Source organism: Streptomyces sp. NPDC001530 (assembly GCF_042894545.1).
Lineage (GTDB): Bacteria > Actinomycetota > Actinomycetes > Streptomycetales > Streptomycetaceae > Streptomyces.
The window spans coordinates 31,477-56,203 of sequence record NZ_JBIAVS010000021.1; the positions used below are offsets into that span (position 1 = coordinate 31,477).

Here is a 24,727-nt window from a genome sequence, read left to right on the forward strand (position 1 = left end):
CAGGCGGCGTCCCCGGTCCGCCCGGTGGGTACGAAGGTCACCCCACCGCGCCGGGGAGGCCCCCTCCGCTCCCTCACCCGCGCGCTTCCGCTCGCCCCGGCCGTCGTCCTGCTGCTCCTCTTCCTCGCGGGCCCGATCGCCTACTGCGCGTACATCGCCTTCACCGACCTCCAGCTCACCGGCCAGGCCCACTCGTCCTTCGTCGGCTTCGACAACTTCCGGGCGGCCTTCAAGGACGACGCGTTCCTCAACGCCGTCTGGCTCACGCTGGTGTTCACCGTGCTGTCGTCCCTCGTCGGCCAGAACACCCTGGGCCTGGCGCTGGCTTCGCTGATGCAGCGCGCGTCGAAGCCGGTCCGCACGCTGGTGGGCGGGATCGTGATCACGGCGTGGGTCCTGCCGGAGGTCGTCGCGGGATTCCTGCTGTACGCCTTCTTCCGCCGCGAGGGAACCTTGAACGCCATCCTCGACTGGCTCCATCTCCCGTCCCAGAACTGGATGTTCACGCTGCCGATCCTGGCGGTGTCCTTCGCGAATGTCTGGCGAGGAACCGCGTTCTCGATGCTGGTCTATTCGGCAGCACTGAATGAAATCCCGAAAGAGATCACGGAGGCGGCGGAAGTGGACGGGGCCGGTGGTTGGCGACGGATGTGGCACATCACCCTGCCGATGATCCGACGGTCGATCGGCACGAACCTGATGCTCAACACGCTGCAGACACTGTCGGTGTTCGGACTCATCTGGGTCATGACGCGGGGCGGCCCGGGAAATCGCAGCCAGACCCTCCCCCTGTTCATGTACGAACAGGCCTTCCAGAAAAGCATGATCGGCTACGGGACAGCGGTGGCTCTTCTGCTCCTGGTGGTCGGCTCGCTGTTCTCGGCGGTGTACATGCGGCTGCTGCGAACGGAGGTGTGAGATGGCCGTGTCGACTCGGCGCACGCTCACCTCCCGCCGTACGAGCAGGCGTCTGGCGGCGGACGCGGGGCTCCTCGTGGTGGCGGCAGCCTTCGCGCTCCCCCTGGCCTGGGTGGTCCTGTCCGCGCTCGATCCGCACGCGGACCTCAAAGTGAAGGTCCCGGACGGCCTCACCCTGGACAACTTCGACGCGGTCCTGAAGCCGGACATCACCTTCACACCGCTGCTCAACAGTCTGATCCTGTGCGGCGGCGGCACCCTCCTGACCGTGGTCTGCGCGGCCCTCGCCGCCTACCCGCTCTCCCGCTTCCGCTCCCGCCTCAACCGTCCCTTCCTGCTCACCATCCTGTTCGCGACGTGCCTGCCGATCACAGCGATCATGGTTCCGGTGTACGCGCTCTTCGTGCGCGTGAACCTCATCGACACCCTGCAGGGCACGATCTTCTTCTTCGCCGCATCCCAACTCCCCTTCGCCATCTGGCTGATGAAGAACTTCATGGACGGCGTCCCGAGGGAGCTGGAGGAGGCGGCGTGGACGGATGGCGCGTCGGCGTTCCAGTCTCTGGTGCGGATCGTGCTGCCGCTGATGGGGCCGGGAGTGGGCGTCGTGACGGTTTTCTCGTTCGTGATGATGTGGGGAAACTTCTTCGTCCCCTTTATGTTGCTGCTGACGCCTGACCAAATGCCCGCGTCGGTCAGCATCAACGACTTCTTCGGGAATCGGGGGACGGTGGTCTACGGGCAGCTGGCCGCGTTCTCCGTCATCTACTCGACTCCGGTGATTTTGCTGTATGTACTCGTTTCCCGGCGGCTGGGAGGCGGGTTCGCGCTGGGTGGGGCCGTCAAGGGATGACCGTCGGCTCACTGGGTTCACTCAGGGGCCGATCCGATGCCCCCACGCAGCAGTGCGGCGCGGCACGGCCGAAACCGTATGTTCCTACAATCCGTAATTGTGGCCGAACAGACCGTAGTCACCGCTGCCCCGGACCCCTACTTTGTGCCCGTGCACCTACCGCAGGCCCACCAGCCCACCCCGCCCTTCAACGCCCCCGCCGCCCGCAGACTGCGGGCGGCGCTCGGAATGGGGCCCGAGCATGTCGCGTACGGGATGAGAGCCTCGTACGGGCTGCCGTACGTCACGCCCGACATCGTCACCGCCTGGGAGCGCGGCATCACCGCACCCAGCGGCCCCGAGCTCACCGCGCTCGCGGGCGTGCTGTGGTGTTCGCCAGGTGAGCTCATCGGCGCGCCACGGACATTGCGCGAACACCGCATAGCGCGCGGGCTCGCCCCGGAGGACGTCGCCCGCGCCGTCGGCCTCGAACTCCTCGCGTACCAGCGGATGGAGGAGTCCGACCAGTGGCGCGGCAACGAGCGGCAGTCGGCCGCGCTCGCCGACGTCCTCGACCTCTCGCTGCCCGACTTCATCACGGTGACCGGGCGCGACGACAAGCTCGCGGAGCTGCTGCGCAGCGCGATGACGACGCGCTGGCAGGCGTACATACGCCCGCTCGGGAAGATGGTGCCCCTGGACCGGCACCTCCTGGAGAGCGTCCTGGAGGAGATGCACACCGACTACCAGGGGCAGATGGTCGCCACGCTGAGCTGGGGCGGAGGCTCGGCCGCCGCTGACTCCAGCGCATCGGGCCGGGACTTCCTCGACCGGATCGTCGACCATTTCTGGTCAATGGTCCAAAGAAGCACGTACTGAGGTTTCGTACGCAGTTTCACGTACCGAGTACTGCGGCCTAGAACACCGACTCCGCCTCGTCCATCCGATCCTTCGGCACCGTCTTCAGCTCGGTGATCGCGTCCGCGAGCGGCACCATCACGACGTCCGTGCCGCGCAGCGCCGTCATCCGGCCGAAGTCGCCCCGGTGGGCGGCCTCCACCGCATGCCATCCGAACCTCGTCGCCAGCACCCGGTCGTACGCCGTCGGCGTGCCCCCGCGCTGGATGTGGCCGAGAATGACCGGCTTGGCCTCCTTGCCGAGACGGCGCTCCAGCTCGTGCGCGAGGGCCGTGCCGATGCCCAGGAAGCGCTCGTGGCCGAACTGGTCGATCTCGCCGTGGCCGTAGTCCATGGTGCCCTCGACGGGGTGGGCACCCTCGGCGACGCAGACGACGGCGAACTTCTTGCCGCGGGCGAAGCGCTCCTCGACCATCTTGACCAGGTGGGCCGGGTCGAAGGGGCGCTCGGGCAGGCAGATGCCGTGGGCGCCGGCGGCCATGCCGGACTCCAGGGCGATCCAGCCGGCGTGCCGGCCCATGACCTCGACGACCATCACGCGCTGGTGGGATTCGGCCGTGGTCTTCAGGCGGTCCATGGCCTCCGTGGCCACGCCCACCGCCGTGTCGAAGCCGAAGGTGCGGTCCGTGGAGGAGATGTCGTTGTCGATCGTCTTCGGGACGCCGACGACCGGCAGGCCCGCGTCGGCGAGCATCCGGGCGGCGGTCAGGGTGCCCTCGCCGCCGATCGGGATCAGGACGTCGATGCCGAACTCGCGCGCCATGTCCTGCGCGTTCTCGCAGGCCTCTCGGAGGCGGTCGCGCTGCAGGCGCGAAGAGCCGAGAATGGTGCCGCCGCGGGCGAGGATGCCGCTGACGGCGTCGAGGTCGAGGGTGCGGTAGTGGCCTTCGAGCAGGCCGGCGTAGCCGTCCTCGAAGCCGATGACCTCGTCCCCGAAATTGGTGACCGCTCGGTGCACGACCGACCGGATCACTGCGTTCAGGCCCGGGCAGTCGCCGCCTGCGGTGAGAACTCCGATGCGCATCGTGCTGTGTCTCCTGCTCGCTTTTGGTACCGGTGAGCCAGTCCGATTGTTTCACGGCCCGCAGGGGGCCGTCGCTGCCCTCCGCCCCACCAGGGCGTTTGTCCTGGCGGGCGCCCTAGCTACCCGCAGAGGTATTGTCAAGATGGTTCTGCTCACCCCGGCGGGCTATTTTTTCGAGCCCCGAAACCACGAGCCCTGAAGCCACCCAGCGACGAAACGGATGGAGAGCACGCGTGACGCGCAGCGTGTACGTGACCGGGATCGACCGCGGCGACGGCCGCCAGGTCGTCGAGCTGGGGGTCATGGAGCTCCTGACCCGCCAGGTCGACCGGGTGGGGGTGTTCCGTCCGCTCGTGCACGACGGCCCCGACCGGCTCTTCGAGCTGCTGCGCGCCCGCTACCGGCTCGCGCAGGACCCGGCGACGGTGTACGGCATGGACTACCACGAGGCGTCCGCGCTCCAGGCCGAGCAGGGGGCGGACGAGCTGGTCTCCTCCCTGGTGAACCGCTTCCACGCGGTCGCGCGGGACTACGACGTCGTCCTCGTGCTCGGCACCGACTACGCCGACACCCAGTTCCCCGACGAGCTCGCGCTCAACGCCCGCCTCGCGAACGAGTTCGGCGCGTCGGTCATCCCGGTCGTCGGCGGCCGCGGCCAGACCGCCGAGTCCGTCCGCGCCGAGACCCGCAACGCCTACCGCGCCTACGACGGCCTCGGCTGCGACGTCCTCGCCATGGTCGTGAACCGGGTGGCGGCGGCCGATCGCGCCGAGATCAACGAGCGGCTCGACTCGCGGCTCCCCGTGCCCTGTTACGTCCTTCCCGACGAGCCCGCGCTCTCCGCGCCCACCGTCGCGCAGATCACCCACGCCCTCGGCGGCAAGGTGCTCCTCGGCGACGACGCGGGGCTGGCCCGGGACGCGCTCGACTTCGTCTTCGGCGGCGCGATGCTGCCGAACTTCCTGAACGCCCTGACCCCGGGGTGTCTCGTGGTCACCCCCGGCGACCGCGCCGACCTCGTCGTCGGCTCGCTCGCCGCGCACAGCGCCGGCACACCCCCGATAGCCGGCGTGCTGCTCACCCTGAACGAGCGGCCCAGCAACGAGATCCTCACCCTCGCGGCCCGCCTCGCGCCCGGCACGCCGGTCGTCTCGGTGGCCGGGAACTCCTTCCCGACCGCGGCCGAACTCTTCGGCCTGGAGGGGAAGTTGAACGCGGCCACGCCCCGCAAGGCGGAGACCGCGCTCGGCCTCTTCGAGCGGTACGTCGACACGAGCGACCTGCTCAAGCGGGTCTCCGCGCCGAGCAGCGACCGGCTCACGCCGATGATGTTCGAGCACAAGCTCCTGGAGCAGGCCCGCTCCGACAGGCGCCGCGTCGTCCTCCCCGAGGGCACCGAGGAGCGCGTCCTGCACGCCGCCGAGGTGCTGCTGCGCCGGGGTGTGTGCGATCTGACGCTGCTCGGCCCGGTCGACCAGATCCGCAAGAAGGCCGCCGACCTCGGCATCGACCTCGGCGGCACCCAGCTGATCGACCCGGCCACCTCCGTGCTGCGCGACGCCTTCGCCGAGAAGTACGCCGCCCTGCGCGCCCACAAGGGCGTCACGGTCGAGCTGGCGTACGACGTCGTCGCCGACGTGAACTACTTCGGGACGCTGATGGTGCAGGAGGGCCTCGCCGACGGCATGGTGTCGGGCTCCGTGCACTCCACGGCCGCGACCATCCGGCCCGCCTTCGAGATCATCAAGACCAAGCCGGACGCCAAGATCGTCTCGTCCGTCTTCTTCATGTGCCTCGCCGACAAGGTCCTCGTCTACGGCGACTGCGCCGTGAACCCCGACCCGAACGCCGAGCAGCTCTGCGACATCGCCATCCAGTCGGCCGCCACCGCCGAACAGTTCGGCGTCGAGCCCCGGATCGCGATGCTGTCGTACTCGACGGGTACGTCCGGGTCGGGCGCCGACGTCGACAAGGTGCGCGAGGCCACCGACCTGGTGCGGCTGCGGCGCGACGACCTCAAGATCGAGGGGCCGATCCAGTACGACGCCGCGGTCGAGCCGTCCGTCGCGGCGACCAAGCTGCCGGAGTCGGAGGTCGCCGGGCAGGCATCCGTGCTGATCTTCCCGGACCTCAACACCGGCAACAACACCTACAAGGCCGTGCAGCGCTCGGCCGGCGCGATCGCCGTCGGCCCGGTCCTGCAGGGCCTGCGCAAGCCCGTCAACGACCTGTCGCGCGGCGCGCTCGTCCAGGACATCGTCAACACCGTCGCCATCACGGCGATCCAGGCCCAGACCCCCGACCAGAAGGCTTACCAGCAGTGACCGCCAGCCGCGTCCTCGTCCTCAACTCCGGCTCCTCGTCGGTGAAGTACCAGCTGCTCGACATGAGCGACGGCAGCCGACTGGCCGTGGGCCTCGTCGAGCGCATCGGCGAGGAGACGAGCCGGCTCAAGCACACCCCGCTGGGCGGCACGTCCCGGGAGACGAACGGCCCCATCGCCGACCACCAGGCCGCGCTGAAGGCCATGGCCACGGAGCTGGCCGCGGACGGGCTCGGCCTGGACTCCCCGGAGCTGGCCGCGATCGGCCACCGGGTCGTGCACGGCGGCAAGCACTTCACCGACCCGACGGTCATCGACGACGCGGTCCTCGCCGAGATCGAGCGGCTGATCCCGGTGGCGCCGCTGCACAACCCGGCGAACCTCACCGGCATCCGTACCGCCATGGCGCTGCGCCCCGACCTCCCCCAGGTCGCCGTCTTCGACACCGCCTTCCACACGACGATGCCGGAGTCGGCGGCGCGCTACGCGATCGACGTGAAGACCGCCGACGAGCACCGCGTCCGCCGGTACGGCTTCCACGGCACCTCGCACGCGTACGTGTCCCGGGAGACCGCGCGGCTGCTGGGCAAGGCGCCGCAGGACGTGAACGTCATCGTGCTGCACCTGGGCAACGGGGCCTCGGCGTCGGCGGTCAGGAACGGCCGCTGCGTGGACACCTCCATGGGGCTCACGCCGCTGGAGGGGCTGGTGATGGGAACGCGGTCCGGTGACATGGATCCGGCGGTCATCTTCCATTTGATGCGCGTTGGCGGGATGTCCACCGACGAGATCGACACTTTGCTCAACAAGAAGAGCGGCCTGATCGGCCTGTGCGGCGACAACGACATGCGCGAGATCCGCCGTCGTATCGACGAGGGTGACGAGCAGGCCCGGCTCGCCTTCGACATCTACATCCACCGCCTGAAGAAGTACATCGGCGCCTACTACGCGGTCCTCGGCCGGGTGGACGCCGTCGCCTTCACCGCCGGAGTCGGCGAGAACGCCGCCCCGGTGCGCGAGGCCGCCATCGCCGGCCTGGAGGAACTGGGCCTCGCGATCGACGACGACCTGAACGCCGTGCGCGGTGACGAGCCGCGGCTCATCTCGCCGCGGGACGCGCGGGTCGCGGTCGCCGTGGTGCCGACGGACGAGGAACTGGAGATCGCCACACAGACGTATGAGCTGGTCGGAGAGAGCAATGCCTGAGCCCGGAGGCAGCCATGTCTGAGCTCGGGGAGAGCAACGCCTGAGCACCTGCCCGCCCATTTGTATCTTCCACCAGACGGAATATTCCGTAGCGAAACAAACCGATAGGATCGCCCCATGCGCCGTTCGAAAATCGTCTGTACTCTCGGCCCCGCGGTCGACTCCCACGAGCAACTCGTCGCGCTGATCGAGGCCGGCATGAACGTGGCCCGCTTCAACTTCAGCCACGGCACGCACGCCGAGCACCAGGGGCGGTACGACCGCGTCCGGGCCGCCTCGGCCGAGACCGGCAAGGCCATCGGCGTGCTCGCCGACCTGCAGGGCCCGAAGATCCGTCTGGAGACCTTCGCCGAGGGCCCCGTCGAGCTGGAGCGTGGTGACGAGTTCACCATCACCACCGAGGACGTGCCCGGCGACAAGCACATCTGCGGCACGACCTACAAGGGTCTGCCCGGTGACGTCTCCAAGGGCGACCAGGTCCTCATCAACGACGGCAACGTCGAGCTGCGGGTCGTCGAGGTCGACGGCACCCGGGTCAAGACGGTCGTCATCGAGGGCGGCGTGATCTCCGACCACAAGGGCATCAACCTGCCCGGTGCGGCCGTGAACGTGCCGGCGCTGTCGGACAAGGACGTCGAGGACCTCCGCTTCGCCCTGAAGATGGGCTGCGACATGGTCGCCCTGTCCTTCGTGCGCGACGCCAACGACGTGGCCGACGTCCACAAGGTGATGGACGAGGAGGGCCGCCGCGTCCCCGTCATCGCCAAGGTGGAGAAGCCGCAGGCGGTCGAGAACATGGAGGGCGTCGTCGCGGCGTTCGACGCGGTCATGGTGGCCCGTGGCGACCTGGCCGTCGAGTACCCGCTGGAGAAGGTCCCGATGGTGCAGAAGCGCCTCGTGGAGCTGTGCCGCCGCAACGCCAAGCCGGTGATCGTCGCGACCCAGATGATGGAGTCGATGATCACCAACTCCCGCCCGACGCGCGCCGAGGCCTCCGACGTGGCCAACGCGATCCTGGACGGCGCCGACGCGGTCATGCTGTCCGCCGAGTCGAGCGTGGGCGCGTACCCGATCGAGACCGTGAAGACGATGTCGAAGATCGTCGTCGCGGCCGAGCAGGAGCTCCTCTCCAAGGGTCTGCAGCCGCTCGTGCCGGGCAAGAAGCCGCGCACGCAGGGTGGTTCGGTCGCCCGCGCCGCCTGCGAGATCGCCGACTTCCTCGGCGGCAAGGGCCTGGTCGCCTTCACCAAGTCCGGTGACACCGCCCGCAGGCTGTCCCGCTACCGCGCGGCCCAGCAGATCCTCGCCTTCACCACGGACGAGGGCACGCGCAACCAGCTGACGCTGAGCTGGGGCGTCGAGTCCCACGTCGTGCCGTTCGTGAACAGCACCGACGAGATGGTCGAGCTGGTCGACTCCGAGATCGCCAAGCTCAAGCGGTTCAACGACGGCGACATCGTGATCATCACCGCCGGCTCGCCCCCCGGCGTCCCCGGCACCACCAACATGGTCCGGGTGCACCACCTGGGCAGCGGCGACCGCGACTGACCCGCCAAGGGTCCTGATACGCCGCTGAGGGCGCCCCCCGCGAAGGGGGCGCCCTCAGTGTTGTGCGGCTCCCGGACGGGCTCTGGGGGCGCTCGGTCGGTGCTGCGCTCAGTCGGTGATGTACGAGTGCAGACCCGGCACGGTCAGCGATCCGCCGAACTGACCGGCCTGGACGACCTTCACCTTGGTGAAGTAGATCAACGGGATGTTCAGCGGCGGGGGGTTGTCCGGGCTGAACGTGACCGGGATCAGGCCGAGCAGGTTGCCGGAGATGCTCTCCGTGTACATGATCGTCTTGCCGTCGCGGATGGTGGACGTCGAGCCGTCGGCCGCCTGCACGTGGTAGGTCTTGCCGGACTGCTTGTCCTTCACCGTCTGGTGCAGGTCGCCGATGTCGGTGCCGTCGGAGATGACGTACTTCAGGACCTTCTTGGTCGTCCCGTTGGCCGTCTTCACCTTCACGATGCCCTGGTAGTCGGCGCCCTTGAGCAGCAGCGAGCTGGCGTTCAGGTACCAGGGGTCGTCGGGCAGCGGCGAGGCGTTGTCGACACCGCCCTCCTCGTCCGTGGCGACCGGGCAGTCGTCCGGGTCCGTGCTGGAGCTCGCGGACGGGCTGGGGGTCGCGGTGGCCTCCTGGGCCGCCTCCGTGACCTTCTCCGTGGTGTCCGAGGCCGCCTTGGACGCCGTGTCGGTGGTGTCCTTCACGGTGTCCTCGACCGTCTTGGTGACCGTGTCGGTCGTGTCCTTGACGGTGTCGGAGGTGCTGTCGGAGGTGTCCTTGGTCGCGGACGGGCTCGCGCTCGCCGAGGCGGACGGCGAGGGGCTGGAGCTCGCCGTGGAGTCGCCGCCGCCCGTGAGGACGTCGCCGATCGCGTCGCCGATGGTGTCCAGCACGTTGCCGCTGCTCGCGGATGCCGAGGGGGTCGGCGTGGACGTACTGGTGTCCGACGACTTGTCCGACGTACTCGAGGAGGACGTGCTCGAGGAGGACGACGGGGAGGCGGAGGGCGCGGGCTCGTCCTTGTCGTCGGAACCTGAATCCGACGAAGAGGTGTCGCCCGAGGACGCCGAGGCCGAAGGGGTCGGCTCCGCAGTGTCGTTGGACTTGCTGGAACTGGCCGAGGCCGAGGGCGACGGCGTGTCCGACGCGTCCGTGCCGTCCTCGGAGCCGGTCACGGCCGCGACGCAGTCCTTGTACTCGTCGGCCGTCAGACTCTTGGACGTCGAGTGGTCGTCGGCGAGGGCGAGCGTCGGCGTGAACCCCATCCCCATGAGGACCGCTGTCGGCATCGCCGCGATGGCGACGGCCTTCCCGGCAGGCATGTGGAACCTGGTGAACAGCGGCTTCCTGGGGGCCGCGTGGCGCGGCCCGGTTCTCACACGGGACTCCTCCACATCAGTCCCGTGGGTCACCTCGTCAGCCGGCACTGTGCCTCCCGTTCGCCCCGTTCGCCGGGCTCGTTCCTGACAGATCGTTCGGCTCGCCCAGCTCGCTCACACTGTCCGTGGTCCCCACGGGCGCCCCCTCGGGGGCGTCGCCCTCGCTCTGGGCCACCGGCTTGGCCGGCTCCGCCTCGGGCTCGCCCGGAGCCCAGGAGACCGCCATCGCGCCGCCGATCATGGCGAACAGGAAGCCGATGAGGAATCCGCCCAGGTTGGACACCGGGATGGACACCAGCGCCAGGAGGATCGCCGCCACGCCCGCGAAGGTCCGTACGTGCTTCTGGAACCAGAGGCTGATGCCCAGCACGCCGAGCAGCACGCCGATGATCAGGGAGCCCGCACCCGCGGTGGTGGCCATCGCGAGCGTCAGATGGCCGATCTGGAGGTTCGCGTAGGGGAAGTAGGCGATGGGGAAACCGCCGAGCAGGACGAACAGGCCCGCCCAGAACGGGCGGTCGCCCCTCCAGGCGCGGAAGTTCCGCCGGAAGACTCGGAGATAGTGCTCGCTCTGCCCGGGTGACTCGGCGCTCATGGAAAACGGCTCCCTGGAACGGCTTGCTGTGAGAAGTACGCGTGGTGCTGAGACGTACGTGTGATGCGAGAAGGAGCGGGGCGGGCGAGACAGCCGCAGGCCCCCTCGCCCGCCCCCCGGAGTGCCTAGTAGCACTCCTTGACGCCCTTGGACAGCGACATCTTCAGGCCGCTGAGCTTGAACGTGCCGGCGGTGGTCGCCCACGCCGTCTGCTTGACATCGGTCAGCGTGGCCGAGTCGGCCTGCTGGGCGAACCCGTACGGGTTGGCCGTGTCGCCCTTGGCAATGCCCGGACCCTTGCTGGCGTCCTTGGCCGCAACACCGATGTCGATGTTGTGGAACGTCGCATCGGCGTTGAGGTCCTCGACGTCGATGTACAGGTTCTCGGCCTCGACCGGGGTGTCGCCACCGCCGGCGTGCAGGATGAGGCTGACAGAACCGAGCAGCGGGATGTCCGGGGTGACCACGGACTGGCACATGCCCTTGATCGACGCGGACTTGAACGCCGAGACGGCGACGGGGTGAGCCGTCTTCTTGCCGTCCAGGGTGTAACCCGAGTCGATGGCCCCGTACTGCGAGAAGCCCGTACCGTCGAGTCGGTCCGCCGTCACCTTGAACGACTGACCGGAAACGCTGAACGACGCGGCGAGAGCGCCCTGCGCGAGGGCGACACCTATCGCTGCCGTGGCGGCCACGCTGGGCACCATCACGACCGCGAACCGCTTCCATCTGGTCCCGCCACGCACCTGGGACTCCATATTTCCTCCTTCTCGGACGTACATCTCCTGGCCCTGACTGCCCCATGTCGGCGGCTCAGCCGGGCAGGGATGGGAGAAGTGCTACGTCCTCGGGAAGGAGAGCGCCCGTACTCGGAGGCGCGAACAGCGCCCGAATCACCGGCGATCACCCCCGAGCGACAACCACTGGTCGCGCCTGACACACATCACGCACAACCTGCTGGACAGGCTCTGCCGAACGGCAAAGACCCCCCTGCCCAAGAGCCGACGCCACTGCCGGCGGCTCTACTCGGTGGGGACCCAGAAAACCCGTCGACCCGATTGGCTGTCGGGGTACGGCAATGGACCGAGCGTCGCCGATCGTGGTGCATTCTCGCCGCCCGCACAAGGGGGTTCGTTACTCGCTAGTAACGGCCGGATAACCGAACAACGACCCGTCGGTATCGGACAGCAACGCAGGGTGGTGTCAAGCGGGGTAACACAACGGTTGATCAATGGACGAAATCCGACAGAACAACGCCCCTGACTTACTCCCAGTAACAGCGGCCGCGTTTACCAAGTTTTGGTAAAGCGCGGCCACGTGTCGCTCTGTCGGCAAATCTTTCACCTGGGCATCACAAGCCCCGGCGTTTAGGGACTGGTCAGAACAGGGCCCTGGCCAGCGCACGGCGCGCCGCGACCACCCGCGGATCGTCGCCCCCGACCACCTCGAAGAGCTCAAGCAGCCGCAGCCGTACGGCATCACGGTCGTCACCCGCTGTGCGCTGCACCGTGTCGATGAGTCGCCCGAACGCGTCTTCGACGTGTCCGCCCACCAGGTCCAGGTCGGCGGCGGCGATCTGCGCCTGTACGTCACCGGGCTTCTCGGCGGCGTCCTTGCGCACCTGCTGCGGATCGACGCTCTGCACCCGCTGGAGCAACTCGGCCTGGGCGAGCCCCAGTTTGGCCTCCGTGTTGCCCGGGTCGTCACTCAGTACGTTCTTGTACGCCTGGACGGCACCACCCAAGTCACCCGCGTCCAGGGCCTCTACGGCGGCCTCCAGGAGCGCGTCGTACGGCCCTGCCGGCACCTCGGGCGCGGTCGCGGCGGCGGCCGGCTCGGCGTCCGGGTCGACGATCAGGCCGGTGAGGCCGAAGCGCTGCTCGGCCACCTGGACGAGCTGGTCGAGGGTCCCCCGGATCTGCGCCTCACCGGCGGCCCCCTGGAAGAGCGGCAGCGCCTGCCCGGCGACGACCGCGAAGACGGCCGGGATCCCCTGAATCCCGAACTGCTGCATCAGCATCTGATTGGCGTCGACGTCGACCTTGGCCAGGACGAACCGCCCGTTGTACTCGACGGCCAGCCGCTCGAGCACCGGGCTCAGCTGCTTGCAGGGCTCGCACCACTCGGCCCAGAAGTCGATGACGACCGGGACCTCGGTGGAGCGCTGCAGGACGTCGCGCTCGAACCCCGCCTCGTCGACATCGATGACGAGACTGGCCGGGGACACGGCCCCGCTCCCACCCCCGCCGCCCTGCCTGGCCGCTTCGGCGCGCGCCTGCTCCGCCTTCGCCTTGGCCTCCTGGGCCGCCTTCACCGCGGCGAGGTCGACGACTCCGCTCATGGACATGTTCCGTGGCTGCATGAGTACATCCTCCCCCTTCCTCGCGCACGTGTGAAAAGCGTGGTGAAAGCCGACCCTGTTACGTCTTGTTCGGTGCCGTTGTTCGGTGCCGTTGTTGCCGTTGTCCGTGCCGCTGATCGGTGTCACTGGGCGCCGGGTCCCCACCTGGCGCCGGTGGTTGTCGCTCGCGCGCTCTCATGCGCACCAGCTTTCGCTACGACCCGTAGCGTAACTGCCCGAGGGTGTCGATGTACGCCCTCCCCCGGTGATCTCCCTCACGGCTTCACAGAACCGCCGGATATGGTCGTCGGCATGCCCGGATATGGTCACTGACATGCAGAGTCGCACTTCCGCCCCCCGTACGGGGCGCCCGCGCAGCGCTGCCGCGGACGCCGCGATCCTGGAGGCGACGCGCGCGGCGCTGGTCGAACTGGGCTGGTCCAAGCTGACGTTGGGGGACGTGGCGACCCGCGCCGGGGTCGCCAAAACGACGCTGTACCGCCGCTGGGCGGGCAAGAACGAGCTCGTGGTCGACGCGGTGGCCGTCCTCTTCGACGAGCTGGAGCTGCCCGACCGGGGCAGCCTGGCGGCGGACATCGAAGGCGTCGTGCTTCAGTTCGCGGCCATCCTGGGCCGTCCGGAGGCGAAGACGGCGCTGATGGCGGTCGTGGCGGAATCCACCCGCGACGAGCCGCTGCGCGAGCGCATCCGGACGTCGATTGTCGACCGCCAGAAGCGGCTCGTCCTGGAGGGCCGCGCCCGCGCCACCGCCCGCGGCGAGCTCCCGCCGGAGTCCGACCCGGCCGCCGCCGCGCGCACCGCCGACCTCATCTTCGACGTCGTCGCGGGGGCCGTGGTGCACCGCACCCTCGTCAGCGCCGAACCCGCCGACGAGGACTGGGTCCGCAGCTTCACCCGGGTGCTACTCCTGGGCCTGAGGGGCGCGACAAGCGAGGCGTAGAGGGCTGCGCCCCAAAGGGGCGCGGGGAACTGCGCGAGCAGCCCCCACCCACCCGCAGCCAAAGAAAGCACCGAGGGGGTCTGGGGCGCAGCCCCAGGTAAGGGACGGGCAGGGGCGGAGGGGGCGAAGAAAACTCCTCAGAAACCTGCCGGCTCCGTGTACACCCCCCACTCCTCCCGGAGGGCATCGCAGATCTCGCCCAGCGTGGCCTCGGCCCGCACCGCGTCCAGCATGGGCGCGATCATGTTGGACCCATCCCGCGCGGCCGCCAGCATGGCGTCCAGCGCGCCCCGCACAGCCGCCTCGTCCCGCGCGGCCCTGCGTCCACCGAGCACCCGCACCTGCTCCCACTCCACCTCATGGCTGACCCGAAGAATCTCCAGATCCCCCGTCACCGAGCCATGGTGGACATTGACGCCCACGACCCGCTTGTCGCCCTTCTCGAGCGCCCGCTGGTACTGGAACGCCGACTCCGCGATCTCCCCGGTGAACCACCCGTCCTCGATCCCCCGCAGGATCCCTGAGGTGATCGGCCCGATCGGGTGCTGCCCGTCGGGGTGCGCCCGCAGCCCCCGCTCCCTGATCTGCTCGAAGATCTTCTCCGCGTCGGCCTCGATCCGGTCGGTCAGCTGCTCGACGTACCAGGAACCACCCAGCGGATCGGCCACGTTGGCGACCCCGGTCTCCTCCATGAGCACCTGCTGCGTGCGCAGGGCGATCTCCGCCGCCTGCTCGCTCGGCAACGCCAGCGTCTCGTCCAGCGCGTTCGTGTGCAGGGAGTTCGTGCCGCCCAGCACCGCGGCCAGCGCCTCCACGGCCGTACGCACCACGTTGTTGTACGGCTGCTGCGCCGTCAGCGAGACACCGGCGGTCTGCGTGTGGAAGCGCAGCCACTGGGCCTTCTCCGACTTGGCGCCGTACACGTCCCGCATCCACCGCGCCCAGATCCGCCGCGCCGCCCGGAACTTGGCGATCTCCTCGAAGAAATCGACGTGCGCGTCGAAGAAGAACGACAGCCCCGGCGCGAAGACGTCCACGTCGAGCCCGCGCGAAAGACCCAGCTCCACGTACCCGAAGCCGTCCGCCAGCGTGTACGCCAGCTCCTGCGCGGCCGTGGCACCCGCCTCCCGGATGTGGTAGCCGGAGACGGAGAGCGGCTTGTACGCGGGGATCTTCGACGCGCAGTGCTCCATCAGGTCGCCGATGAGGCGCAGATGCGGCTCGGGCTGGAAGAGCCACTCCTTCTGCGCGATGTACTCCTTGAAGATGTCGGTCTGGAGCGTGCCGTTGAGCACGGACGGATCGACACCCTGCCGCTCGGCGGCGACCAGGTACATGCAGAAGACGGGAACGGCCGGACCACTGATGGTCATCGAGGTGGTCACGTCACCCAGCGGGATGTCCTTGAACAGGACCTCCATGTCGGCCGCCGAGTCGATCGCGACCCCGCAGTGCCCGACCTCGCCGAGCGAGCGCGGATCGTCGGAGTCGCGCCCCATGAGGGTCGGCATGTCGAAGGCGACGGAGAGTCCACCGCCTCCGTTGGCCAGGATCATCTTGTAGCGCTCGTTGGTCTGCTCGGCGTTGCCGAACCCGGCGAACTGCCGGATGGTCCACGTACGCCCTCGGTAGCCGGTCGGATAGAGCCCGCGGGTGAAGGGGTACTCACCCGGCCAGCCGATCCGCTCGAAGCCCTCGTATGCGTCTCCGGGCCGCGGCCCGTACACGGGCTCCACGGAGTCCCCGGAGAGCGTCGTGAAATCGGCCTCGCGCTTGCGCGAAGCGTCGTAGCGGGCCTGCCAGCGTCGGCGGCCCTCCTCGATGGCGTCAGCGTCCATACCCTCGAATTTACTAGGACGTCCTAGTAAATGTCGATGGGAAACCGCCGCACGTTGCCGTACGGCGGTGGCAGTGCGGCGGTGGTTACGCCTTCGCAACCGCGGGAGCGTCGTCCGCGACCTTGGACTCCAGCTCGTGGGAGACCTTGCGCTCCACGAAGAAGGCGGCCGTGGGGATCGTCCCGGCCAGCAGCACCCACAGCTGCTTGCCGACCGGCCACTTCGCCTTGGAGCCCAGGTCGAAGGCGAAGACCAGGTAGACGACGTAGAGCCAGCCGTGCGCGATACCGACGACGCGCGTGAAGTCCGCGGCACCGTCCATGTCGAGCACGTACTTGGCGATCACACCGAGGGTCAGCAGGACCAGCAGCACACCGGTGACGTAGGCCATCACGCGGTACCTGGTCAGCACGCTCTTCTTCATGGGGACGAGCGTAACGACCCCTTTCGCACGATCTTCGCGCGCCCCCACCGGTCGGCTGCTCGTCCGCTACTCCTCGTCGAAGTCGTGCGCCGCGACCCGCAGCGGCCGCAGCATCGCGAAGATCTCCTGGCACTCCTCGTCGTCGTACACCCCGAGTCCGAAGTCCATGGCCATCAGGTCGCGGGTGGCCGCGTCGCAGACCTCGCGGCCCTTCGCGGTGATCGAGGCGAGGGTGCCGCGCCCGTCGTTCGGGTTGGGCCGCCTGGCGACGAGCCCGGACTTCACCAGCCGGTCCACGGTGTTCGTGACGGACGTCGGGTGCACCATGAGCCGCTCGCCGATCTTGGACATCGGCAGCTCGCCCGCCTTGGAGAAGGTGAGCAGCACCAACGCCTCGTATCGCGCGAAGGTCAGTCCGTACGGCTTGACGACCGCGTCCACCTCGGCGAGCAGGATCTGGTGCGCGCGCATGATCGACGTGATCGCGGCCATGGACGGCACGGATCCCCAGCGCTGCTTCCAGTGTTCGTCGGCGCGGGCGATGGGATCGAAGGCAAGACTGAGCGGCTTCGGCACGCCAAAGACCTTACCGGCCGGTCACATCGTGGTCAGCCCCGTCTCGCCTTTCGGTCGCCGCCCCTTCCGTACGCCGCGCCGCCACGGCCAGGAGTACGCAGACCAGGGCGCCCAGCGCCCCCGCGCCGGCCACGGTCGCGGTGACCCCGGCGAACTCCGCGACGACTCCCGCCAGCGCCATGCCCACCCCCTGGACGGTCATCAGCCCCGCCGTGTTGAGGGTCATCGCCCGCCCGCGCAGCTCCTCCGGCACGGCCCGTACGAACCACTGGTCCAGGCCCAGCGTGTACGCGGATCCGGCGCCGGCGAGCACCAGCAGGAGCAGCGACCGATCGAGGCCGGGGTGGAGGGCGTAGCCGAGGTAGGGCAGCAGGGTGAGGCAGACCAGGGGGAGCGCGATCCGTTCCCGGGTGGCGGGGCGCAGCCGGGAGCCCGCGTACAGCTCGCCCGCGATCGTGCCGACCGGCGGCGCGCACATCAGCAGGCCGAGTCCGGCCGGACCGGCGCCGAGACCGTCGGCGTACGGGGCGGCCAGTGCCTCCGGCACGACGACGAACATCGGCGGCACCCAGAACAGCAGGAGCAGCACCCGGACCCGGCGGTCGGCCAGGACCCGCCGGGTGCCCTTGAGGGAGTCCCGTACAAGCGGTGTCCCGGCGGTCGCCCGGGCGGGGCGGCGCCGGGTGCCGAACCGCAGGAGCGCCGCGGAGGCGAGGAAGGTGCCGACGGTGATGAGGAGCGCGCCGCGCGGCGGTACGACGGCGAGCAGGACGCCGCCGAGTCCGAAGCCGGCGAGCAGGGCGCTCTGCGAGACGATCCGCAGCAACGAGCGGCCCAGCACGAAGAGTTCGCCGTCGCCGAGGACGTCGGCGAGGGTCGCCGTCCGCGTCCCCTGGAACACCGGCGAGACGACGGCGAGCGCACACCGCATGGCCAGCAGCAGGGCGATGGGCGTCCCCGGCAGCACCATCACGCCCACGCATCCCGCGCAGACGAGATCACACACCACGAGCACCCGCCGCGCGGGGAACCGGTCGGCGACCCCCGCGAGCAGGGTCCCGCCGACGAGGTAGGGCAGAAACCCGAGCGCGAAGGTCAGCGCGCTCATCAGGGGCGACCCGGTCAGGTCGTACACGAGCACGGAGAGCGAGATCTCACTGACGACAAGCCCGAGAAGCGAACAGGCATGGGCGACGAAGACGACACGGAACTCGCGGACGCGGAAGACGGCCGCGTAGCCGGTGGGCTGCCGCGGTGCGGGGCGGGTGGCCGCGGCGACCCGCTCCGGGTGCCGGGTCGCCAGGGGGGAATCATCGGGCATGCACAGAGCGTGCGGGCGACGACCGGACACGGCGTAGAGTTTCGGCGCCAGCCGAATCTTTGGGCTCGCGCCGACTGCAAATCGCTGTGGGCAGTCGTTCCGCAGGGCCAGCGCCGGGCCGCCGTGGAGCCGAAGCCCCGCCGCCGGGGAGAGGGGGTCGCCATGCCATTCCGGTTCTACTTCGGTGAGGACGACCTTCTGCGGTGCCGTTTCGCCGTCTCTCCGCTCTGGGAGACGCAGGAGGCCGTACGCACGCTCAACCGGCCCGAGCGGCACGGGTATCACGCCCGGTGGCTGCGGCGGATCCGCGCGGCCGCCGCCGGGCTCGATCTGGCGCCCCTGTGGCTGCTGATGCCCCGGCGCGGCCACACCCCGGACTGGCTGGGCCCGCCGCCGCTCGGCCCGGCGGCCGGCTTCGAGGAGGAGATCGCGGCCGTGCGCGCGGCCGACCCGGAGGCCGCGCTCGACGACACGGCACGGTCGCTCGCGGACACGCCCGGCGCCCTCGAGTCACCCCTCGGCCGTGCCTGTCTGCGCGACCCCGCCCGCGCCATCCAGGAACTCGCCGACCTGCTGGAAGCCGCCTGGCACGCGCTCATCGAGCCGGACTGGCCCCGGCTGCGCACCCTGCTGGAGGCGGACGTCGCCTTCCACTCGCGGCGCCTGGCGGAGGTGGGCCTGGGCGGGCTGCTGCCCGAGCTGGACCGCCGGTTCATGTGGACCCCCGGCACCCTGACCGTCGACGCGAAGACCGAACACGAACGGGAACTGCGCGGCCAGGGCCTGGTGCTGATGCCGAGCGTGTTCTCGTGGCCCGACGTGATCAGCGGCTTCGAGCCACCGTGGCAGCCGACCCTCGTCTACCCGGCCAGGGGCATCGGCGGCCTGTGGGCCGAGCCCTCCGACCGCACCCCGGACGCGCTCGTACGACTCCTGGGCCGCGGACGGGCCGCCGTGCTCACCGCGCTCGACGAACCCGCCACCACGACCGCCCTCGCCCACCGCCTCCGGCTCGCCCCCTCGTCGGTCTCGGCACACCTGGCGGCCCTGCGCGACGCGGGCCTGCTCACCTCGCGGCGGTACGGCCACCAGGTCCTGTACGAGCGGACGCCTCTCGGGATGGCGCTGACGTCCGGCGGCTGACAGATGACAGCCCCACTGGGCGGGGCCCTCGGCACCCGCCCGGCAGCGGCACGGGGTGCCGCGCCGGCGTGGATGTCGTAGCTGCGGGCCATCGTGCCGCTGGGGCGGCACGGGTGGGCGCTGGGGGTGCCCCCACGCCGTTAAGGCAGTGGGGGAGGCACCCTGCCGGCGCAGGCCAGCGACACCGCCGTGGCGCCAGGCCCGCCGCCGGCTGGGTGGCTAGGCGCGGGGCGCCTTGCGCAAGGCGTGGCGGACGGCTCGTTGGGTGACCGGGCCCAGGTCTTCCAGAGCCGAGGTCAGGACGGCCAGTTGCTCCAGGGCGGCAAGGGCCGTCGTCGCTCCCTCGGCGTCCACCCCCTCGTACAGCTCGATGCCCACGAACGCCGCCGCCACCGCCCGCGCCAGCCCGGCCGGGTCCGTCAACTCCCCCAGGGGGGTCGGGGACAGTACCCGGCGCAGCACTTTCTCCAGTTCCGCGATCCACAGGTCCAGCCCCGCCGCCGTGGCCGGCGCCAGCCGGGGGTGCGTCTGCGCGCCCGCCAGGAGCTGGCCGAGCACCGCGACATGCCCCGCCGCCTTCTCCTCCTCGTGCATCTCCCGCCCGAAGGCCAGGAGTTCGGCCAGGGTTCCGACCTCCTCCAGGCGTTCCCGGTAGAGCGCGATGCGCTGCTCCGTGCCGTGCCGGCACGCCGCCGACAGGAGTTCGTCGACCGAGCCGAAGTGGTAGAAGACCAGCGCCTGGTTGACCCCGGCGGTCGCCGCGATCGTGCGGGCCGACGTCTTGGCGATCCCCTGCTCCACCAGGGCGCGGAGGGCACCTTCGAGGAGCTTGGTCTTCGTTGCCTCGCTCATGCCCTCGCCTCCTCCCGGACGGGGCGCAGGCCGGGCCGGACACCGCGCGCCCGGATGTCCTCGTACGACGCCCTGAACCATCCTTCGTAGCCGAAGAGGGGGCCGAAGTTCCTGTTCACCACCCGCACTTGGATCCGGAAGCGAGCCGTCGACTCGTCGAAGGACTCCCTCACCTCGGCCTCGCCGCCGATGAGCTCGGGGACGCGGACATCCACCGGCCCTTCCCTGAACCGGTGTTCGCCCGAGCGGATCAACAGTGAGCCGTCCGGCTCCGCGTGGAAGTGGAGGCCGCTCGCCAGGTGCTGGTGCGTGCCCAGGTAGTCGAGGATCCGGTCGCTCTTGGGGCCGAGCACCATCTGGGCGTCGAAACGGCGAGAGCGGCCGGGCAGTTGGAAGGTGCGCACGAAGGTCACCGTCTCACGGCCGAAGGTGTCGGCGTACGGGACGTTCTCGATGGTGAAGGGGACATCGCGGCCCGCGCGTGGCACCAGGATGTTGCGTGTACCGCCGAGCGCCAGGAACGGCTTCACATATCCCCGGCCGTGCCAGATGCGGTCCATCACGCCCCGGCCCGTGCACGCCTCACCGCTCGTCAGCCCCACCGAGAAGCGGCGGCGCAGCTCCGGGTGCAGCCGTTCGAAGTCCGCGCCCATCGCCGTACGGAAGATCGAGGTCATGGCTACGGCTCCAGCGTGGCGAGGAGACGGGGGGCGCGCACGGTCGTCGGTGGCGTGCGCAGGCAGCGGCGGGCCGCCGGGGTGCCCGGGAGCGGCGACAGGAACAGGGCCAGTGCGATCGCCACGGCGAAGAGCAGCGGGCACAGATACGCCACCGCCGGGGCGAAGGGTCCGAAGAGCCGTACGAAGGAGGCGAGCCCGAAGCCCGTGCAGCCGACGACGAGGACGAGTGCGCGCACGGCCAGCTCCGCCGCCCAGTTCAGCAGCGCCCGCTCCGGAGTGATCCCTCGCTCCAGCCACAGCCGCAGCCGGTCGAAGGACCAGGCCGTCGCCCAGCCCATGAGGGGGCGGAACCCACAGCGGTCGGCGAGCGCCCCGAAGAGGCCCCAGCGCGGGCGGTAGTCGTACCCAGTCAGGAAGCGCACACCGTCGCCGTCCGGCACGTAGCGCCAGTAGCCGCTCCCCTCCGCGAGCAGCGACAGCGGATGCGGCGAGGCGAACCGCAGCGCGGAGGTGCGGGTGCCGTCGGGGCGTTCCTTCTCCCCGGCCGACACCCCCGTTCCGGCGACCGTCAGGAACGGCAGCACGCGCGTGGCGTACCGGAAGCGCTGCGGCTCGCCCTCCGCGCGCGGCAGGTAGTCGATCTCCGTGAACCGCAGGTCCCAGCGCTGGTGCTCGGCGGGGTGCTGTGTGCGTGCCCACACGTCGTCGACCGCCGCTCGTATATGCGCCTCTACGTAGAGCCCCATCCGTGTTCCCCCAGTTCAGTGGCCTTTTTGAGCGACTGCTCAACGACGTGGAATGTGACGCTACCGCCCTTTGAGCGATCGCTCAAAGGGCGGAACGCGAAAACCCCGGCCCAGAAGGGCCGGGGTTTTCGCGTCGAGGGGAGGGCTACGCGGACAGGTGCCGCTCCACGGTCTCCACCTTGGAGGTCAGACCGTCCGTCACTCCGGTACGGATGTCCGCCTTGAGGACGACCGAGACGCGCGGCGCCCGCTCCTCGACGACGGCGACGGCACGCTTGACGACGTCCATCACCTCGTCCCACTCACCCTCGATCGAGGTGAACATCGCGTCGGTGCGGTTCGGCAGACCGGACTCGCGGACGACTCGGACGGCGTCGGCGACGTACTCCCCCACGTCCTCGCCGACACCGAGCGGCGTCACGGAGAAGGCGACGATCACGCGTTCACGATCCCTTCCTTGCGGGCGCGTGAGGCGATGACCGCGTCCTCGGCCTCGCGCTTGAGCTTGCGCTCGGCGAAGAAGCCGCCGGTGGGCAGCACGGAGAGGACGAAGTAGAGGAGGCCGGTCCCAGTGCTCCACTTGGTGCGGTTCCAGGCGTCCGCCCAGAAGATCACGTACAGGATGAAGAGGACGCCGTGGATCGAGCCCATGACGGGCACCGCGTTGAAGTCCGTGGTCCGCTTCAGCACCGAGCAGGTGAGCAGCAGCAGGAAGGAGACGGCCTCGGGGGCCGAGACCAGGCGGAGGCGGCGGAGGGCGGTGGCGGTCTTTATGTCCACGGGTCACCTTCGGTGGGAGAGTCGTCAACGCTTTGTGAACGCAAGCACAAGCGTCGACCATTGTGGCACTGGAGGCCCGGTCGCCCGGGCTCGGGGTGCGGCGTGGCGCACCCTAGGGGTGTGATCAGGGTCGGGATCCACCCTGGGGTCCTGTCCGCGACCCCACCCGGCGGCTACCTTCACAGCGTGGCGATGTTTCGACTTCAAGGCAGCAAGGTGCTGGCCGTCGACATGACCGGAGACGCCGTGAAGGCGAAGAACGGCTCGATGGTCGCGTACGACGGCCAGATGGCCTTCAAGAAGCTGAGCGGGGGCGGTGAGGGCGTACGGGGGATGGTGACCCGGCGCCTCACCGGTGAGCAGATGACGGTGATGGAGGTGAAGGGGCACGGGACCTGCTGGTTCGCGGACCGGGCCTCCGAGATCAACCTCGTCAGCCTCCAGGGGGACAAGCTGTACGTGGAGTCGAGCAATCTGCTCGCCACGGACGCGGGCCTGCGCACCGGCACGTCCTTCACGGGACTACGGGGCGCCTCGCAGGGCAACGGACTGTTCACGACCACCGTCGAGGGGCACGGACAGGCGGCGATCATGTCCGACGGCCCGGCGGTGGTGCTGCGGGTGAGCTCCCAGTACCCGCTGACGGTCGACCCGGGCGCGTACATCGCGCACCAGGGCAACGTGCGGCAGTCCTTCCAGTCCGGTGTGACGTTCCGCACACTGCTCGGGGAGGGCGGCGGCGAGGCGTTCCAGATCCGCTTCGAGGGCGACGGTCTGGTCTATGTGCAGCCCAGTGAGCGCAACACGATCGCGGGGGACGTGTGACATGCCCTTCCGCGAAGTGAACTCGAAGATGGTCGAGGCCACGGTGCTGCCGGGCCAGCGCATGTTCAGCCAGCGCGGCGCGATGCTCGCCTACCGGGGCGAGGTCTCCTTCACTCCCAACGTCCAGGGCGGCCAGGGCGGTGTGATGTCGATGATCGGCCGCCGCCTGGCGAACGAGGCCACTCCCCTGATGACCGTCGAGGGCTCCGGCACGGTGCTCTTCGGGCACGGCGGCCACCACGTCCAGGTGATCAATCTCACCGGCGACACCTTGTACGTCGAGGCGGACCGGCTGCTCGCCTTCGACGGCACGCTCCAGCAGGGCACGATGTTCCTGGGCTCGCAGGGCGGCGTCATGGGCATGGTCCGCGGTCAGGTGACCGGCCAGGGTCTGTTCACCACGACGCTCAAGGGACACGGCGCGGTCGCCGTCATGGCGCACGGCGGCGTCTTCGAGATCCCGATCACCCCGCAGCGCCCGGTCCACGTCGATCCCCAGGCGTACGTCGCCCACCACGGCGACGTACGCAACAAGCTGTCCACGGCGCTGGGCTGGCGCGACATGGTGGGCCGCGGCTCGGGCGAGGCGTTCCAGCTGGAGCTGAGCGGCAATGGCGCGGTGTACGTCCAGGCCTCGGAGGAGAAGCTGTGAGCGCGTACGGGACTCCGGGCGGCCCGGTGATCCACGACCCGATGACGCTGCCGGTCGACGACAACGTCAACAAGTACACCTTCTGCGTGGAGCTCAAGGGGAGCCAGTGGTTCCTGCAGAAGGGCAAGATGATCGCCTACTACGGGTCGATGGAATTCAACGGCATCGGACACGGCCGGCTCGACCGCCTCGTCCGTACGTCGTTCCATTCGCCTCTGCACGCGAGCGACTGGGTCGTGGCGGAGGGCTCGGGCAAGATGCTCCTCGCCGACCGGGCCTTCGACGTCAATTCCTACGACCTGGACAACGGCAATCTGACCATTCGCTCGGGCAACTTGCTCGCTTTTCAGCCAAGTCTCGCCCTCAAACAGTCGATCGTGCCGGGGTTTCTGACCCTGATCGGAACCGGCAAGTTCGTGGCCGCATCTAACGGTCCGGTGGTGTTCATGGAACCTCCGATCCGGGTGGACCCGCAGGCCCTGGTCGGCTGGGCCGACTGCCCGTCCCCGTGCCATCACTACGACCACGGGTACATGACAGGTGTAATGGGCGGTCTACGTGCGATGACAGGCCTCGGCGGGGCCTCCGGAGAGGAGCACCAGTTCGAGTTCGTAGGGGCCGGCACGGTGCTGCTCCAGTCCACCGAAACCCTCATGGCCGAGCAGGCCACGGGCGCGGTCCCGCACGAGCCCGGTGTGCCGGGCGCGGGCGGGGTACCCGGTCACCAGGGACAGCAAGCCGGCACACCGCGCCTTCCCGGACAGCTGGGAGACCTCCAGCGTCGCTTCGGGCTGTGAGCGGTAGTCTGCGGAGTGTGACATCGAACGCGTGCGCACAGTCACAC

Annotated in this window: 25 protein-coding genes; 11 read left to right on the plus strand and 14 right to left on the minus strand. The window is 69.6% G+C overall.

What is annotated here, in order from left to right; all coding sequences use genetic code 11:
* Window positions 1–24: 24 nt before the first annotated feature.
* The 3 genes from ACFY0T_RS36485 to ACFY0T_RS36495 all read left to right on the plus strand — a co-directional run bounded on the left by ACFY0T_RS36485 (window position 25) and on the right by ACFY0T_RS36495 (window position 2,629).
* Window positions 25–918 carry a carbohydrate ABC transporter permease gene (locus ACFY0T_RS36485; RefSeq protein WP_388881154.1) on the plus strand — a complete coding sequence of 298 codons (894 nt, stop codon included), beginning with the start codon at window positions 25–27 and terminating at the stop codon, window positions 916–918.
* A 1-nt stretch (window position 919) separates the two neighbouring features.
* Window positions 920–1,771 carry a carbohydrate ABC transporter permease gene (locus ACFY0T_RS36490; RefSeq protein ID WP_388880745.1) on the plus strand — a complete coding sequence of 284 codons (852 nt, stop codon included), beginning with the start codon at window positions 920–922 and terminating at the stop codon, window positions 1,769–1,771.
* 228 nt (window positions 1,772–1,999) lie between these two features.
* Window positions 2,000–2,629 carry an XRE family transcriptional regulator gene (locus tag ACFY0T_RS36495; protein WP_388881157.1) on the plus strand — a complete coding sequence of 210 codons (630 nt, stop codon included), beginning with the start codon at window positions 2,000–2,002 and terminating at the stop codon, window positions 2,627–2,629.
* 37 nt (window positions 2,630–2,666) lie between these two features.
* Here the strand turns inward: ACFY0T_RS36495 and ACFY0T_RS36500 are convergent, their stop codons facing one another.
* Window positions 2,667–3,692, minus strand: a complete 1,026-nt coding sequence (locus tag ACFY0T_RS36500) for an ATP-dependent 6-phosphofructokinase (RefSeq protein WP_388880748.1) — start codon at window positions 3,690–3,692, stop codon at window positions 2,667–2,669.
* Between the two features lie 233 nt (window positions 3,693–3,925).
* On the opposite strand from ACFY0T_RS36500, the gene pta reads away from it, so the two are divergent.
* The 3 genes from pta (at window position 3,926) to pyk (ending at window position 8,769) form a co-directional block, all read left to right on the plus strand.
* Window positions 3,926–6,016 carry a phosphate acetyltransferase gene (gene pta / locus ACFY0T_RS36505; protein ID WP_388880752.1) on the plus strand — a complete coding sequence of 697 codons (2,091 nt, stop codon included), beginning with the start codon at window positions 3,926–3,928 and terminating at the stop codon, window positions 6,014–6,016.
* Complete coding sequence (locus ACFY0T_RS36510) at window positions 6,013–7,221, plus strand: acetate kinase (RefSeq protein WP_388880755.1); 1,209 nt, start codon at window positions 6,013–6,015, stop codon at window positions 7,219–7,221. The genes pta and ACFY0T_RS36510 overlap by 4 nt, the downstream gene beginning before the upstream one ends.
* A gap of 117 nt (window positions 7,222–7,338) precedes the next feature.
* Window positions 7,339–8,769, plus strand: a complete 1,431-nt coding sequence (gene pyk, locus ACFY0T_RS36515; RefSeq protein ID WP_388880758.1) for a pyruvate kinase — start codon at window positions 7,339–7,341, stop codon at window positions 8,767–8,769.
* 108 nt (window positions 8,770–8,877) lie between these two features.
* Here the strand turns inward: pyk and ACFY0T_RS36520 are convergent, their stop codons facing one another.
* The 4 genes from ACFY0T_RS36520 to ACFY0T_RS36535 form a co-directional block, all read right to left on the minus strand.
* Window positions 8,878–10,197, minus strand: coding sequence for a hypothetical protein (locus ACFY0T_RS36520; RefSeq protein ID WP_388880761.1), 1,320 nt, complete (start codon window positions 10,195–10,197; stop codon window positions 8,878–8,880).
* The gene (locus ACFY0T_RS36525; protein ID WP_388880764.1) at window positions 10,187–10,744 is read right to left on the minus strand and encodes a DUF6114 domain-containing protein; all 558 of its coding nucleotides are present in this window, start codon (window positions 10,742–10,744) and stop codon (window positions 10,187–10,189) included. The genes ACFY0T_RS36520 and ACFY0T_RS36525 overlap by 11 nt, the downstream gene beginning before the upstream one ends.
* 125 nt (window positions 10,745–10,869) lie before the next feature.
* On the minus strand, window positions 10,870–11,502 hold the full coding sequence (locus ACFY0T_RS36530; RefSeq protein ID WP_388880767.1) for a DUF6230 family protein: 633 nt from the start codon (window positions 11,500–11,502) through the stop codon (window positions 10,870–10,872).
* A 620-nt stretch (window positions 11,503–12,122) separates the two neighbouring features.
* On the minus strand, window positions 12,123–13,106 hold the full coding sequence (locus ACFY0T_RS36535; protein WP_388880770.1) for a tetratricopeptide repeat protein: 984 nt from the start codon (window positions 13,104–13,106) through the stop codon (window positions 12,123–12,125).
* 313 nt (window positions 13,107–13,419) lie between these two features.
* On the opposite strand from ACFY0T_RS36535, the gene ACFY0T_RS36540 reads away from it, so the two are divergent.
* Window positions 13,420–14,046 carry a TetR/AcrR family transcriptional regulator gene (locus ACFY0T_RS36540; RefSeq protein WP_388880773.1) on the plus strand — a complete coding sequence of 209 codons (627 nt, stop codon included), beginning with the start codon at window positions 13,420–13,422 and terminating at the stop codon, window positions 14,044–14,046.
* Between the two features lie 137 nt (window positions 14,047–14,183).
* Here ACFY0T_RS36540 and ACFY0T_RS36545 read toward each other — a convergent pair whose 3' ends face one another.
* The 4 genes from ACFY0T_RS36545 to ACFY0T_RS36560 form a co-directional block, all read right to left on the minus strand.
* Window positions 14,184–15,884, minus strand: coding sequence for a methylmalonyl-CoA mutase (locus tag ACFY0T_RS36545; protein ID WP_388880776.1), 1,701 nt, complete (start codon window positions 15,882–15,884; stop codon window positions 14,184–14,186).
* A gap of 85 nt (window positions 15,885–15,969) precedes the next feature.
* Window positions 15,970–16,308 carry a DUF3817 domain-containing protein gene (locus ACFY0T_RS36550; protein ID WP_388880779.1) on the minus strand — a complete coding sequence of 113 codons (339 nt, stop codon included), beginning with the start codon at window positions 16,306–16,308 and terminating at the stop codon, window positions 15,970–15,972.
* A gap of 66 nt (window positions 16,309–16,374) precedes the next feature.
* The gene (locus ACFY0T_RS36555; protein ID WP_388880782.1) at window positions 16,375–16,884 is read right to left on the minus strand and encodes a MarR family winged helix-turn-helix transcriptional regulator; all 510 of its coding nucleotides are present in this window, start codon (window positions 16,882–16,884) and stop codon (window positions 16,375–16,377) included.
* A 10-nt stretch (window positions 16,885–16,894) separates the two neighbouring features.
* Window positions 16,895–18,205, minus strand: a complete 1,311-nt coding sequence (locus ACFY0T_RS36560; protein ID WP_388880785.1) for an MFS transporter — start codon at window positions 18,203–18,205, stop codon at window positions 16,895–16,897.
* A 162-nt stretch (window positions 18,206–18,367) separates the two neighbouring features.
* Between ACFY0T_RS36560 and ACFY0T_RS36565 the strand changes: the two genes are divergently transcribed.
* Window positions 18,368–19,348, plus strand: coding sequence for a DUF5937 family protein (locus ACFY0T_RS36565; RefSeq protein WP_388880788.1), 981 nt, complete (start codon window positions 18,368–18,370; stop codon window positions 19,346–19,348).
* A gap of 219 nt (window positions 19,349–19,567) precedes the next feature.
* On the opposite strand, the gene ACFY0T_RS36570 is transcribed toward ACFY0T_RS36565, so the two are convergent.
* From ACFY0T_RS36570 to ACFY0T_RS36590, 5 genes are all read right to left on the minus strand, one after another.
* Complete coding sequence (locus tag ACFY0T_RS36570; RefSeq protein ID WP_388880791.1) at window positions 19,568–20,200, minus strand: TetR/AcrR family transcriptional regulator; 633 nt, start codon at window positions 20,198–20,200, stop codon at window positions 19,568–19,570.
* Complete coding sequence (locus ACFY0T_RS36575) at window positions 20,197–20,877, minus strand: DUF4166 domain-containing protein (RefSeq protein ID WP_388880794.1); 681 nt, start codon at window positions 20,875–20,877, stop codon at window positions 20,197–20,199. The genes ACFY0T_RS36570 and ACFY0T_RS36575 overlap by 4 nt, the downstream gene beginning before the upstream one ends.
* A 2-nt stretch (window positions 20,878–20,879) precedes the next feature.
* Window positions 20,880–21,626: a hypothetical protein gene (locus tag ACFY0T_RS36580; protein ID WP_388880797.1), complete on the minus strand. Its 747-nt coding sequence runs from the start codon at window positions 21,624–21,626 to the stop codon at window positions 20,880–20,882.
* A gap of 145 nt (window positions 21,627–21,771) precedes the next feature.
* A complete protein-coding gene (locus ACFY0T_RS36585; RefSeq protein WP_388880800.1) occupies window positions 21,772–22,065 on the minus strand; it encodes an MTH1187 family thiamine-binding protein in 294 nt (97 codons plus the stop codon).
* The gene (locus ACFY0T_RS36590) at window positions 22,062–22,406 is read right to left on the minus strand and encodes a DUF3817 domain-containing protein (protein ID WP_388880803.1); all 345 of its coding nucleotides are present in this window, start codon (window positions 22,404–22,406) and stop codon (window positions 22,062–22,064) included. Before ACFY0T_RS36590 ends, ACFY0T_RS36585 begins: the two co-directional genes overlap by 4 nt.
* Window positions 22,407–22,598: 192 nt before the next feature.
* On the opposite strand from ACFY0T_RS36590, the gene ACFY0T_RS36595 reads away from it, so the two are divergent.
* From ACFY0T_RS36595 to ACFY0T_RS36605, 3 genes are read left to right on the plus strand one after another with little or no spacing between them, the layout of a single operon-like run.
* Window positions 22,599–23,231, plus strand: coding sequence for an AIM24 family protein (locus ACFY0T_RS36595; protein ID WP_388881160.1), 633 nt, complete (start codon window positions 22,599–22,601; stop codon window positions 23,229–23,231).
* A gap of 1 nt (window position 23,232) precedes the next feature.
* Complete coding sequence (locus ACFY0T_RS36600) at window positions 23,233–23,883, plus strand: AIM24 family protein (RefSeq protein WP_388880806.1); 651 nt, start codon at window positions 23,233–23,235, stop codon at window positions 23,881–23,883.
* The gene (locus ACFY0T_RS36605; protein ID WP_388880809.1) at window positions 23,880–24,680 is read left to right on the plus strand and encodes an AIM24 family protein; all 801 of its coding nucleotides are present in this window, start codon (window positions 23,880–23,882) and stop codon (window positions 24,678–24,680) included. The genes ACFY0T_RS36600 and ACFY0T_RS36605 overlap by 4 nt, the downstream gene beginning before the upstream one ends.
* Window positions 24,681–24,727 lie beyond the last annotated feature (47 nt).

Coding starts and splice junctions, on each gene's coding strand:
- ACFY0T_RS36550 (WP_388880779.1), bottom strand. CDS start 16,308: ATGAAGAAGAGCGTGCTGACCAGGTACCGCGTGATGGCCTACGTCACC.
- ACFY0T_RS36545 (WP_388880776.1), bottom strand. CDS start 15,884: ATGGACGCTGACGCCATCGAGGAGGGCCGCCGACGCTGGCAGGCCCGC.
- ACFY0T_RS36530 (WP_388880767.1), bottom strand. CDS start 11,502: ATGGAGTCCCAGGTGCGTGGCGGGACCAGATGGAAGCGGTTCGCGGTC.
- ACFY0T_RS36535 (WP_388880770.1), bottom strand. CDS start 13,106: ATGCAGCCACGGAACATGTCCATGAGCGGAGTCGTCGACCTCGCCGCG.
- ACFY0T_RS36595 (WP_388881160.1), top strand. CDS start 22,599: ATGTTTCGACTTCAAGGCAGCAAGGTGCTGGCCGTCGACATGACCGGA.
- ACFY0T_RS36500 (WP_388880748.1), bottom strand. CDS start 3,692: ATGCGCATCGGAGTTCTCACCGCAGGCGGCGACTGCCCGGGCCTGAAC.
- pyk (WP_388880758.1), top strand. CDS start 7,339: ATGCGCCGTTCGAAAATCGTCTGTACTCTCGGCCCCGCGGTCGACTCC.
- ACFY0T_RS36490 (WP_388880745.1), top strand. CDS start 920: ATGGCCGTGTCGACTCGGCGCACGCTCACCTCCCGCCGTACGAGCAGG.
- ACFY0T_RS36600 (WP_388880806.1), top strand. CDS start 23,233: ATGCCCTTCCGCGAAGTGAACTCGAAGATGGTCGAGGCCACGGTGCTG.
- ACFY0T_RS36575 (WP_388880794.1), bottom strand. CDS start 20,877: ATGACCTCGATCTTCCGTACGGCGATGGGCGCGGACTTCGAACGGCTG.
- ACFY0T_RS36540 (WP_388880773.1), top strand. CDS start 13,420: ATGCAGAGTCGCACTTCCGCCCCCCGTACGGGGCGCCCGCGCAGCGCT.
- ACFY0T_RS36570 (WP_388880791.1), bottom strand. CDS start 20,200: ATGAGCGAGGCAACGAAGACCAAGCTCCTCGAAGGTGCCCTCCGCGCC.
- ACFY0T_RS36560 (WP_388880785.1), bottom strand. CDS start 18,205: ATGCCCGATGATTCCCCCCTGGCGACCCGGCACCCGGAGCGGGTCGCC.
- ACFY0T_RS36495 (WP_388881157.1), top strand. CDS start 2,000: ATGGGGCCCGAGCATGTCGCGTACGGGATGAGAGCCTCGTACGGGCTG.
- ACFY0T_RS36525 (WP_388880764.1), bottom strand. CDS start 10,744: ATGAGCGCCGAGTCACCCGGGCAGAGCGAGCACTATCTCCGAGTCTTC.
- ACFY0T_RS36580 (WP_388880797.1), bottom strand. CDS start 21,626: ATGGGGCTCTACGTAGAGGCGCATATACGAGCGGCGGTCGACGACGTG.
- ACFY0T_RS36565 (WP_388880788.1), top strand. CDS start 18,368: ATGCCATTCCGGTTCTACTTCGGTGAGGACGACCTTCTGCGGTGCCGT.